9 protein-coding genes are annotated in these 12,801 nt (G+C 49.7%); 2 read left to right on the forward strand and 7 right to left on the reverse strand.

Annotated features, from left to right (window positions below):
* The 7 genes from polA to EKM99_RS11770 all read right to left on the reverse strand — a co-directional run bounded on the left by polA (position 1) and on the right by EKM99_RS11770 (position 10,679).
* On the reverse strand, positions 1-2,661 hold the full coding sequence (gene polA / locus EKM99_RS11740) for a DNA polymerase I (RefSeq protein WP_125583612.1): 2,661 nt from the start codon (positions 2,659-2,661) through the stop codon (positions 1-3).
* Positions 2,662-2,832: 171 nt separating this feature from the next.
* Complete coding sequence (locus tag EKM99_RS11745; protein WP_125583613.1) at positions 2,833-3,537, reverse strand: Bax inhibitor-1/YccA family protein; 705 nt, start codon at positions 3,535-3,537, stop codon at positions 2,833-2,835.
* 151 nt (positions 3,538-3,688) lie between these two features.
* On the reverse strand, positions 3,689-4,360 hold the full coding sequence (pnuC, locus tag EKM99_RS11750) for a nicotinamide riboside transporter PnuC (RefSeq protein WP_225419853.1): 672 nt from the start codon (positions 4,358-4,360) through the stop codon (positions 3,689-3,691).
* A 663-nt stretch (positions 4,361-5,023) separates the two neighbouring features.
* Positions 5,024-6,355: a UDP-N-acetylmuramate--L-alanine ligase gene (gene murC / locus EKM99_RS11755; RefSeq protein ID WP_125583615.1), complete on the reverse strand. Its 1,332-nt coding sequence runs from the start codon at positions 6,353-6,355 to the stop codon at positions 5,024-5,026.
* A 136-nt stretch (positions 6,356-6,491) separates the two neighbouring features.
* Positions 6,492-9,470 (reverse strand): DNA translocase FtsK, encoded by a 2,979-nt coding sequence (locus EKM99_RS11760; RefSeq protein ID WP_125583616.1) that lies wholly within the window; start codon positions 9,468-9,470, stop codon positions 6,492-6,494.
* Positions 9,471-9,685: 215 nt separating this feature from the next.
* Entirely contained in the window at positions 9,686-10,324 is a 639-nt protein-coding gene (gene ytpR / locus EKM99_RS11765) for a YtpR family tRNA-binding protein (protein WP_125583617.1), read from the reverse strand.
* Between the two features lie 22 nt (positions 10,325-10,346).
* A complete protein-coding gene (locus EKM99_RS11770) occupies positions 10,347-10,679 on the reverse strand; it encodes a thioredoxin family protein (RefSeq protein WP_125583618.1) in 333 nt (110 codons plus the stop codon).
* Between the two features lie 393 nt (positions 10,680-11,072).
* Between EKM99_RS11770 and EKM99_RS11775 the strand changes: the two genes are divergently transcribed.
* Positions 11,073-11,396: a PepSY domain-containing protein gene (locus tag EKM99_RS11775; protein ID WP_125583619.1), complete on the forward strand. Its 324-nt coding sequence runs from the start codon at positions 11,073-11,075 to the stop codon at positions 11,394-11,396.
* Positions 11,397-11,588: 192 nt separating this feature from the next.
* Positions 11,589-12,533, forward strand: a complete 945-nt coding sequence (locus EKM99_RS11780; protein ID WP_125583620.1) for a nucleoside hydrolase — start codon at positions 11,589-11,591, stop codon at positions 12,531-12,533.
* The last annotated feature ends 268 nt before the right edge of the window (positions 12,534-12,801 follow it).

Raw genomic sequence — 12,801 nt, forward strand, 5'->3', positions numbered from 1 at the left:
CTACTTGGCGTCGTACCAAGTTGGTCCGTAATGGCTTTCAACCTTCAATGGAATTTCCAAATCAACGGCAGAGTCCATCACGCTTGGCACTAACTTCGCCAGCGTCTCGATTTCTTCGGCCGGTGCTTCAAAGATCAATTCATCATGCACTTGTAAGAGCATCGTTGCGTGCAGGTCCTTGACCGCGTCTTCCATTCGAATCATGGCAATCTTAATAATATCCGCAGCACTCCCCTGAATCGGCGTGTTCATCGCCGTTCGTTCAGCGAATGAGCGCTGGTTGAAGTTACGAGAGTTAATGTCTGGTAAATACCGGCGCCGGTGGGCAATCGTTTCAACGTACCCCTGTTCCCGCGCCTGCTGGACCATGCGATCCATATAGGCCTTGACGCCGGGATACTCTTCAAAGTAAGTATCAATAAAGTTCTTCGCTTGCTTCCGGGTAATCCCAATGTTTTGCGACAACCCAAAATCGCTGATTCCGTAAACAATCCCAAAGTTAACTGCCTTAGCCTGACGTCGGATGTTCGGCGTGACCTCTTCATCTGGCCCCATCCGAAAGATACGACGCGCGGTTGCCGCATGAATATCTTCACCCTCACGGAAGGCTTCCTGCATGTTGGCATCGTGACTCATGTGGGCGAGCACCCGCAATTCAATTTGTGAGTAGTCGGATGAGAAAATCTGCCAACCCGGGTGGCGGGGAACAAAAGCCTTACGAATGGCCCGGCCTTCTTCGTTACGCACCGGAATATTTTGCAGATTCGGATCAACAGAAGATAGCCGTCCGGTCTGCGTCAACGTTTGCAGGTAGCGGGTGTGCACCTTGTGATCGTCTGGATGAATGACCTTGAGCAGCCCTTCAACGTAGGTCGATTGGATTTTCGCAATCTTCCGGTACCGTAAAATATTTTCCGCAATTGGCGCTTCAGCAGCCAGCTGTTCCAGCACGCCAACCGCCGTCGAATAGCCCGTCTTCGTTTTCTTAATGACGGGTAAGCCCATCTTTTCAAAGAGAATGTGTCCGAGTTGCTTCGGTGAGCCGATGTTAAATTCTTCACCGGCTTCGTTGTAGATGGTCTGTTCAATTTCAGCTAATTGTTCCGTGAACTTACTGCCCATGGCTTCCAGTTCACTGGCCTCAACCGTGATACCGGCAATTTCCATCCGCGCCAAAACAAAGGCCATTGGCAACTCAATTTCACGATAGAGCTGCGTTTGTTCATTGTCTTCTAAGCCCTTAAACAGCTCTGGCCGCAAGTTTTCAATTGCCCGGGCCTTGCGCGCAAGGTGGGAGAAGAAGTCAACGTCGTCGGCGGGGATGGCCTCCTTAGCCCCCTTGCCATAGACATCTTCGTCAGTAGCCACCTGGTGATAGCCGTGTTCCATCGCCACGCGTCCCAGGTCATTACTGTTGTCGTACGTGTTCAACAAGTATGAGGCAATCAACAAGTCACAGTCGACCCCCGCTAGCGTGATGTTTAAGCGATTCAAGGCCACGTAGGTCCGCTTAGCGTCGAACACCTGCTTAGCCACGTCAGCGGACTCCAGCAGGCCCTTCAAGGGCGCCTGCTGCAAGAGGCTGACATCGCGGCTCACGTACCAGTGATCTTCGTGGCCAATCACAAAGCCAGCCATTTCGGCCAAGTGATAGTTGTCCCCTAGCATTTCAAGGTAGAATTCACAACCAGCCGTAAAGGTTGGCAGGCTCGCCAGGTTATCCGCCTTCAACACCGTAAACTCAACATCCTTCAGACCAGGTGTTGCCGTTGGGGTTTCGCCATCAATCTGCATTTTGCTTAGAAATTGGTTGAAATTCATGCGTTGGTAAAATTCGACCAGTTTTTCTTGGTCATCGCCCTCATAGATTAAGTCGGCAACCTGCTTGGTCACCGGTGCATCCCGTAAAATTGTCGCCAATTTTTTAGACAGTAAGGCTTCTTCATGGTCGGCGACTAAGTGTTCCTTGAGTTTCTTAGCCGTAATCTCATCAATGTGGTCGTACAAATTTTCAATGCTACCGTACTTGCCAATCAGATCGACCGCCCGCTTGGGACCAACGCCGGTAACGCCCGGATAATTGTCAGAGTTATCGCCCTGTAGGCCTTTGATATCAATGATCTGTTCGGGCGTAACCCCCATCTTTTCCTTCACGTAGGCTGGCGTGTAGTGCTCGATGTCACTAACACCCTTTTTAGAAATGGAAACCGTGGTGTGGTCGTCAGCGAGTTGGGTCAAGTCCCGGTCACCGGTAACAATGGTGGTCGTGAAACCGCTATCCTCGGCCTGCTTGGCCAACGTCCCAATGATATCGTCGGCTTCGTAGTCGGGCAGTTCGTAACTTTGAATCCCCCGAGCACTTAACAGCTCTTTCACATAAGGGAATTGTTCGGAAAGTTCAGGAGCGGTCTTGGCCCGACCGCCCTTGTAATCGTCATACATTTTCGTCCGAAACGTGGTTTTGCCGGCATCAAACGCCACTAACGCGTGGGTTGGTTTGACGGTGTCCAGCATGGTTTCCAACATCGTATTGAACCCGTAAATGGCGTTGGTATGTAGCCCTTCGCTGTTGGTAAACTTGCCTAAAGCCGTGTACAGCGCGAAGAAAGCCTTAAACGTGACACTGTTACCATCAATTAATAATAAACGTTTTTCCGCCATGTTACGCTCCTTTCGAGCAACGGTCAGCCGCGCTCGAGTATTCTGAGTCTATTTTACCAAACATTGGGGGAAACCCGAAACGAAAACTAGTAAAAGATGGCGGGATCGCTGAAACGTTTGAGAAAAGAAAAAAGCACCAACCCAAGGGCCAGTGCTTCATCGCGATATCGCTTAGCGGTTGTTGCCACCAAAGATACCGAAAATTTGTAAGAGTTGTAAGAATAAGTTAACGAAGTCCAAGTACAGTTGCAAGGCCCCGTTGACGGCCAAACCAGTCGTGGAAACCTGGTCACCGTATTGGAGGTACATCTTCTGCATCCGTTGGGTATCCCATGCGGTTAAAATCGCAAAGATGATAACGGCAACGAACGAGAAGATTAAGCTAACCAACGTCAGCCGCAGGAACATGTTCACCACCATGGCGACGATCAACCCGATCAACGCCCCAGTTGCCTGAGTCCCAATCTTGGTTAAGTCCCGCTTGGTAAACGTCCCAATAGCTGCCATCGTCACGAAGATAGCAGCGCTGGAAACGAAGGCAGCGGCCATCGTATTGACCGAGTAAACCATGGCATACATGGAGATGACCCCACCGGTTACCACGGCATACACAAACAATCCAATTAACGCGACGGTTGGTCGTTTCATCGACTGACCACTAATGACGAAAGGTAAAATAAACCAAACGATCAATGGTACCCAAAGCCCAGCACCATGCAAGCCTTGTGCCTGCGTGGCCATTGGAATCATCAAGTACGCTGTTACAGCTGAGACCAACACGGCCGCAGCCATCCAGCCAAACATTTTAGTCATGAAGCTATTGAGGCCGACCTCTGTGTTCACTGTCGTCCGGGGTTGCTGATCATAGTTGTTCATTGAAACGCTCCTTCTTTTTCAAATCAATTCCCGGCTTAGTCACCACAATTGGCAACCTGGTTCCGGGGTTATTAGAATACATTTTACCAAATCTAATAGTAAACACAAGTAATGTGTTCAGAACTTCAAAAAGAAATCACGTGACCTACAGTTAACGTGTCGACGATTGACCGGCACCACCCTCATTGTCGGCTTCGCCACTAGCCCACACCTTGTTGGCGTAGACGGCATTGAAGAGTAAGGCAATTTGCAGCGCAACCTGTGATAAGTTGGCTCCCAAGGTCCCAACATTGGTCGCACCCGTCAGCATCTGGAAGGTTAGAATCCCCCAATAGGCGACGTTGACGATGTTGACCACGATCCAGAGTGACCAGTTTTCCTTGAATTTTAATATGTAAAGCAACTGTGCAATCAGGCTCACCACGAAGTTTACCGAATCAAAATACGGTAACTGCCCGTGTAACAGCGACAAGACTAGCCAACCGACAGCCCAAGCCACGAACGCCGCGGCGAAAATTCCATTACGCGTACTCTTCTTGAATGAACGCGTCGCTTCGTCGTGCCCCCACATGTACCAGCCGATGGGTTGCGAGATGACGTAGATGATATCCATGGCAAATGACCCATAAGCGTGGCTGATCCAGGCAACGTACGTCATCGCCACACACTGAATGAAGCCAAAGATAAACGAAATCTTACGACCCTTCATCCCGTAGACCAAACACAAGACACCGCCAACCCCAGAAACCATTCCGATAAGGCTGTCTGGCACGATAACGTAGACGACCACCTGTAATAATAGCAAAATTGACACGTAAATCATTTCAAACTTTTTCCAATTGGTGAATAACTGGTTGTACCACCAATTATGTTGCGTTCCTGTCTGCACGTCAGTTCTCTCCCCATAAAGACAAATTGGACTCCCCAGAGCCCTTAATTTACTAGAATACAGGTTCTTAGCCAAAGTGCAACTCATATCTAACTAATGCGTTAAGGTGGTTCATCAGTTGTCCCATCTGGATTTTCAGAACTTGATTCATTTCATTAGCCAGCCATTTATAGGGATATTAGAATGCATTGCCTTCCACGCTACAGAGCAGGCCTGGGTCACTCGTCAGCAATATTTGCTGAATTGGGCTCACTCACGCCAACAAAAATAGCGACCAATCATTCTGGACAACGTTGCTATCCCAGCGATGGTCGCGGCATTGTCATGTTGAAGAACAATCATAACCGGAGGCGGCCAGAGATGCAGGCAGCTGTGTCGACGACGTTAGCTGAGCGCTTTTCTCAGGTTACGTCGTGGGACGTGTTTGGAGCCTGTCGCTTTTGGACAGGTTTCAAACACATCCCACAGGCCGCAGGCGGTCCCCATAGCAGCCGGAATATCTGGCAGCCGCAAGTGGCAAAATTTAATCTTGGTGCGCTAGTTACGCCAAGAAAAAAGCACCCGTCAGCGTTAAATCGCCAACCGGTGCCCATTAATTTAGTTATTTTTCAGAGATAAATGACTCAATAATTCTTCGTAGGACCGTTCGTACTTCTGAACATCCCCGGCACCCATGAAGACCACAACGGCGTCATGGAAGTCTAATAATGGTGACATATTGTCGACCGTTAAGATTTCGCCGCCCTTAACAATTTTGGCAGCTAAGTCCTTACTCGATACGGCACCAGCGGTTTCCCGAGCGGAACTGAAGATGTTGGTCAAGAAGACCTTGTCCGCTAGGTTCAAGCTCTTGGCGAAATCGTCCATCAAGGCAATCGTCCGACTGAACGTATGGGGCTGGAAAACAGCAATAATTTCCTTGTCAGGATACTTTTGCCGAGCAGCATCCAACGTTGCTTTGATTTCTGATGGATGGTGCGCGTAGTCATCGATGATTGTCATGTCAGCTAACTTACGTTCAGTGAACCGACGTTTTACACCCTTGAAATCAGCCAATTCATGCTTAATTTCATCCATGTTGACCTTTTCAAAGTAGGAAACGGCAATCACGGCGAGGCTGTTCAAGACGTTATGTTCGCCATACAAATGAATTTCAAAGTTGCCCAAGAATTCATCCTTGTGGTAAACGTCAAAGTTAGAACCCGTCGTAGAGCGCTTGATGTTCCTTGCTTGGAAGTCATCGCGTTCGCTAGTCCCGTAGTAGTAAACCGGCACGTCCGTCTTTAACTTCCGTAACTCAGGATCGTCACCCCAAGCAAAGATACCCTTTTTCACTTGGTTAGCCCAAGTTTCAAAGGCACTGTAAACGTCTTCGATTCCCGTGTAATAATCAGGGTGGTCGAAGTCAATGTTCGTCATGATGGCGTAGTCTGGCTTGGTTGCCAGGAAGTGACGGCGGTATTCGTCAGCTTCATAGACGAAGAAACGCGCGTTAGGCGTCCCTTTCCCAGTCCCATCACCGATTAAGTATGAGGTTGGTGCCACGCCACTCAGAACGTGTGACAGCAGGCCCGTCGTGCTGGTCTTACCATGGGCACCGGCAACACCAATGCTGGTATAGCCTTCGATTAAGTGACCTAAGAATTCGTGGTACCGGAAGACAGGCAAGCCCATTTCCCGCGCCTTTTTGATTTCAGGATGTTCATCCGTGAAAGAATTCCCCGCAATAATGGTTAATCCTTCATGAATGTTGGCTTCGTCGAATGCCATGACGTCGATACCAGCCTGTTCCAGCCCCCGTTGTGTGAACGTGTACTGGGTAATATCTGAACCTTGAACCTTAAAGCCCTTATCGTGCAAAATCAGAGCGAGGGCACTCATCCCTGATCCTTTAATCCCAACAAAGTGGTAAACCGTTGCGTTATCCATTAAATGATCCTCTTTTCTACTCTTTCGGTAAGACCACGACACCCCTTATCGGCCGAGTGACTCTTCCTTCATTTTAGCATATCCCCCCACCCTATTAAAAGAAGTGGCCGGAGAAAGATGGTGAGGCCTGTTCAAGCTAAGATGAAAATGGTGCACCCTGGTCGTGTGGTTCCGGTAAGTCCTTACCCAAGTCTTCTGGTGTTAAGTATACTTCTCGCGGCTTTGAGCCATGTTGTGGTGAGACATAGTGATTCTGTTCCAGGTCGTCAATTAAATTGGCCGCCCGGTTATATCCAATGGAGAAAACCCGTTGGAGCTTCGACGTCGATACCGATTTTTCCTGGGCAATGTACTCCAGGACTTTCGGCAACAACTCATCTTGGTTCTCCTCGGCCGTCTCCCGTTGCAGTAAGCCCTTAGGTTCAAAGGCGTAATGGGGTTGTCCTTGGGTCCGTACAAAGTCCGTGACACCGTCGACTTCGGATTCCACGAACGCACCCTGTAACCGCATCGGTTGACTGGCGCCATTGCCCAGGTACAGCATATCGCCGCGACCTAAGAGGTTTTCTGCCCCTGCCGTGTCCAGAATGGTCCGTGAATCGATCTGACTAGAAACCATGAAGGCAATTCGGGTCGGGATGTTGTTCTTAATGGTCCCCGTGACGATGTCCACACTAGGTCGTTGGGTCGCTACCAGCAAATGAATACCGGCTGCCCGCGCCTTTTGCGTAATCCGCACAATGTAATCCTGGACTTCACTCGCCGCCATCATCATCAAATCAGCCAGTTCATCAATGATAATCACGATGTATGGCATCTTCAAACTAGGCTCGTCGTTGGCATCGGCGCGGTCGTTGAACTGCTCAATGTTCCGGACACCCGCCGCAGCCAATTTCTCGTACCGCTCGTCCATTTCCGTGACCACCCATTTGAGCGCAGCAGCCGCGGCCTTCGGATCAGAAATAACCGGTGACAGCAGGTGCGGTAACGCATCGTACGGCGCCATTTCAACGGCTTTCGGGTCAATCAAGAGTAACTTGACCTGTTGTGGCGTTGCCTTGTAGAGAATGGACAGAAGGAGTGAATTAATGAACACACTCTTCCCCGACCCAGTTGCCCCGGCAATCAACCCGTGCGGCATCTTCCGAAGGTCCGTTACTTGCGGTTTGCCAAAGAGGTCGACACCCAGGGCCACCGTCAATGGTGACTCACTATTCTTAAAAGCAGCTGAATTTAAAATTTCAGACAGCATAACCGGTCGTGACTTCAAGTTTGGAATTTCAATCCCAACCGTGCTCTTACCGGGAATTGGCGCCTCAATCCGAATATCCTTCGCCGCCAACGCCAGTTTCAAGTCGTCATTTAAATTCGTGATTTTGTTAACTTTGACCCCTAAGGCCAAACTAATCTGGAACTGCGTCACAGTCGGCCCAACCGTCCAATCGGACACGTGCGCGTCGACGTGAAAGGCACTCAGTGTGGCGTCCAGGACTTCAGCCTGATGTTCAATCCACTCATCTAACGCTTCCTCGTCGGGTACTACCGGGCTAGGTAGGAGTGCGAGGTCTGGGAAATGGTACCCGCGAGCGGGTTCTTCGGGCGCCGCATCTGGCGCGGCCGTTGCCACAGTTGCCGTCGTTGGTCGATCGAAGAGGGCCAAGTTTCGTTGGTCGTTCCCCTCTTCTTGCATGATGTCACCCAGTGAGTGACCCAAGCCGCGGGCAGGTTTTTCCTTCGCCGGCTTGCTTGGTGTCTGGGCGACCGGCACGACAGGTTTGGCTGTCGCAGCACTGTCAGGTTCCACAACGTCAGCTGCCGAATCCGTATCATCAAACGTGGCTGACGGCTCTGGCGACATTGCCCGGTGTAAAAGTTCCGTGACTTCGGCTGGTTGACCAGCTTCTGTCTCGGCGTCCGCTACAGCCGTGGGTGTTTCAGTTAAATTGCTGGTTGCTGCCTCACTATCAGCGGCCTCATCCTGAGCGATGGGCACTGTTGATGTCGATTCGTTGCTAACACTATCAGCTTCTGAGGTATTTGATTCTACATCTGCTGAATCTGTATCTTCTGAATCTTTAGTTCCTGGTTTTGTCGTTTCTGATTCTATATCCTCTGTGTCAGAAGTTTCTGACTCTATGGTTTCCAATTCAGAAACTTCTGGTTCCGCCACACTTGCTTCCGTGTCAGCCGTTTCGCCACCTAAAAAGGCGGTAGCAGTTGTCGCTTGCGTTGCCTCCGGTTGATTATCGACTGGCAAATAAGCCTCGCTGGTAGCAGTGGGTTCGGTATTTTCAGGGTAGAAGATCTCAGTGGGCGCAGTCAGTTCTGCAGATGACATTGCGGTTTCCTGCTCTGTCTCCAATTCTTCTGTCTCGTCACGGACACTATCCGTTGATTCAGAATCGATTGGGTCGACGTGGGTAGTCGCCGCCCTTGAATCCGCCCCCATTTCTGGCGTCGTAGGTTCAAAAGCTTCTGTTTCACGAGCAACAGTCTCTGGTGCCGCCGTATCAGCATTACCGGAAGCTGACTCTTCAACGTCGCTTGTACCCGAACCCGTTGCCACGTCAAAATGAACGTCCTGCGGTTGCGGTGTAAACACGACCGTTGGCGCAATCGGCGTGTCATCCACCGTCACTGCTTTTGGCGCTGGTTCCGCAACCGTCTCTTCCTCAGCCCGCCCAAACAAAAAGAAATCGTCCTTCGTTTTATTTGGAAAACTGGCCAACAGACGTTGGTACCGCCGCCGGACAACTGATGGCTGCCACTTACGCGTGCGCTGCTTGGGCAGCGGTGTGATTGCAAATGGTCGATAATTGGCACTAGCCGCTGCGGCCGCTTGTTCAGGAGTCTTGGCCACGTTCGTCGCTGGTGCCACTGACTGTGGGTGTGCTGACTTGACCGGTTTTGTTTGGTGCAAGACCTCTTGCGCAGCACTTTGCGCCGCATCTGCTCGCTGCTGTTCACGCTGTTCTCGTAAACGTAAGCGGTCATTGCGTTCTTTTCGGAGTCTAACCTGCCGTTGAGCACGTTCATCCGTGGTGTCTTCTAATTCTTCAGGGGTCGGTTCTACCGGAAACTTGCGATAAAATGCCGGTCCATCATAGTGCTCCATGTGTTTCTTCCTCCTTGACGAGCAAGCCCGTCGAAATTAATGACTCCTGGGAGGAGACGCCGCCAACCTGACGGCCACTTAACTCATTCCCTGAATATCTCTTAATTGTTTACTTGCACATTTAGTGACAATCAAATTCTGAATTGTCAGTCTCTCCTATTGTACACAAAAAAGCAGGTCACCGACAAGGGTTCACCTGCTTTGTAATAATCTTCTTAATTTTTGAAGATAGTTTGACCGCGTTCAAAGTCAAAGTCTTCGCCAACCACGTAATCGTCTGGCAAAATCAGTGCGCCAGGCTTCTGGGGGGCGTTTGCTAATTTAAGCTCGCGACCGGAACAAATCATCCCGTTGCTTTCAACGCCCCGCAATTCGCCGGGCCAGATGATCAAACCGTTAGGCATCATCGCCCCAACTTTAGCAACGACAACCTTGATGTCGGCCTGCATGTTGGGCGAGCCACTCACGATTTGCAGTGAGTCATCGTTGTCCACCACCGTGTCGGTCACCAACAAGTGATCGGAGTCAGGATGCGGAGTGGCCGTTTTCACGTAGCCCACCACAAACCGTGAACGGGTCTCAGCGACCAGTTCACCGGCGAAACCAGCATCTTCCAATGCGGCGTTCAAAGTGGCCACGTCAGCTTCAGACAAGTAAACCTGTCCGTTGCCGCTGATTTCTGGTAAGATACTAGAAATCTGAAGAAAATTATAACCCAACGTTTTTTCCGTTGCGGCGTCATAAATCCGGGCGATGTTGTCTCGCACCGTATGTGCTTGGTTTTCAACGTCCTGCGCAACAACGACGATTAGTGTGTCCCCTAATTCTTGGGGATTGTAACTAGCAATTAACATGTTTGAATCCTTTCCAACGGGTTTAGTTGGCGTTGGTCGTCAAAGAATTAATAAATTCTTCTACCTCTGCTTTAGTCTTACGATCTTTGTTTACCAGCCGGCCGATTTCCGTGCCGTCCGCGTAAGCGATGAAACTAGGAATGCCAAAAACGTTCAGTTCAATTGCCAAATCGATGTTTTCATCGCGATCGACCGCAATAAATTTGTAGTCAGCATATTCTGCTTCAATTTCTGGCATTGCTGGTTTGATAAACGCGCAATCTGGGCACCAGGTCGCCGAGAAGAATAACATTGTCTTGCCGTCTTTCACAACGTCCTTTAAGTCAGCAGCAGACATCTTGGGTAATTGTTCCATGGATAAGCACTCCTTTTAAGTTAGTTTTGAAAGTTAACAAGAACCATTATAGCATGACTGGCAAAATATACACGGGTTTTGTTTGGAGTCCTGCTATTTGTTGGGGTTCTGCGGACTAGCTGCCACCGTGACTGAACGCCTCCAAGTGCTCGACAGGCTGCCAGTCCCACGCTTAAGGGGGATGGACGTCCTTCAAAGTAGCGCGATTGTGTACCACCAAGCTGACCGCAAGTGCAATCATCACCGACTCATTGATGGAATATCTCATCCATAGCACAAACTTTTTTACCCAATTTCTGCCTTTTTACGGGAACTTCCTGACAATCATTGCTATACTAGGGGCAGAAGTGATGGGAAGCTTGCCCATATTTATTTAACCTAGGAGGCGGTAGTATGACTGCTAAAAACGGACAACTGTATCAACTGAGTCTCACCGGGGTTCTCGGCGGCTTAATGGGCGTTTTCGTCACGCGCTTTTTCGGCGCTAACCGGTTAAATCCGGATGATATTCTGGAACAGGTCAAACGCCAATTCCGGCAAGAATCACCCATTGAAGGCGCCTGGATTGAAAAGCACGCGGTGCCGTTTCAAAAATTCGCGGTGAAGTCCCGTGTCTACTACGGCGGCATTACCCGCTATGAGGACGACCAGCTGGTGCAATACCAGTTCGTGGCCGATGCTGAAACCGGCAGTGTCTTGGACATCCACCGGCTGTAAAATTCAAATCTGATTAAACGTTGACGTTAGCTGTTCCTGGCTGGCGTTTTTTTGTGTCTACGTAAATCGGTTTAAGTTCGTGTTTAACGTTTTATTACAGAATAAATATTTTTAATCTTCGATATTCCCTATCAAAACACAAACTTTCATGCTATACTTTTGAGAATTCGATAACTATGAGGGGTGTTTTCGTTGCAAAACGTGTATTTCAATCATGATGGAAATGTTGACGACCTAGTTTCCTTGTTACTACTGCTCCAAATGCCGGAAGTTAACCTAACTGGTGTGGGCGTCGTGGGTGCGGACTCGTACGTTGAACCCGCCGTCTCCGCCTCACGCAAGATTATTGATCTTTTTGGTAATCCGGATCATCCCCTGACGGTTGCGACCTCTAATTCACGACCAGTCCACCAATTTCCGCAAAACTGGCGACTGTCGGCATATGCCTTCGACAACTTCCCTGTGCTCAATGAACGGGGAACTGTGACGACACCAGCCGCTAAATTGCCGGCACATTTAGACATGATTGAAAAGCTTCAACAGACCCCGGGTAAAACAACCTTAGTTATGACCGGTCCCTTAACCGACCTGGCCCGTGCGCTCGCGCTGGACCCGACCATCTCCGATAAAATTGACAAGCTTTACTGGATGGGTGGCACCATGAATAATCAAGGAAACGTCGGCGAACCCGACCAGGATGGCACGATGGAATGGAACGCCTTCTGGGATCCCGAGGCCGTCAAAACTGTCTGGGATAGCAATCTCGACATTGAAATGATTGGCTTGGAGAGCACGGATCAAATCCCGTTAACAGCAGAACGCCGTCAGCACTGGGCCAGTCTCCGCCGCTTCCCTGCCATGGAACTGATTGGTTATGGCTACGCACTCGTCATGGCTTTTGAAGCGGACTCTACTTATTACCTGTGGGACGTCTTAACTACGATGACCAGCCGGTATCCGGAAATCGTCACCACCAAGCAGGTGCAAAGTGATGTCCTCACCACTGGCCATGGCGCCGGTCGCACGTTTATCACACCAGCAGGCCGCCCAATCACGCTGGTCACACAAGTTGACAAAGCCCAGTTCTACGCCCACTTTGACACGCTGGCTAAAGCTGCTACTCGGAATTTCGACTAATTATTCGCATGAGCAATCTACAATCAGACTTACTTGCCAGTTCCAAGAATAATTAGTGACTATCATGATCAGTGATCAAATTTGATGAGATTATGACCAGTCCAACCAGTAACCAAGCGTATTCAATCCAGAATCCTGCGGTTATCACCACTAATACTCATCAGCTTAACCGCCACCTGCCCAACTTTTTTGGTTCTATGTCAACTGTTGTTGGTAATTCCATTTATAAAATTGTCTAATCCTTTGAGATTAGGCAATTTTTTTTGAG

This window comes from Levilactobacillus cerevisiae, from assembly GCF_003946245.1.
In the GTDB taxonomy this organism is placed as follows: domain Bacteria; phylum Bacillota; class Bacilli; order Lactobacillales; family Lactobacillaceae; genus Levilactobacillus; species Levilactobacillus cerevisiae.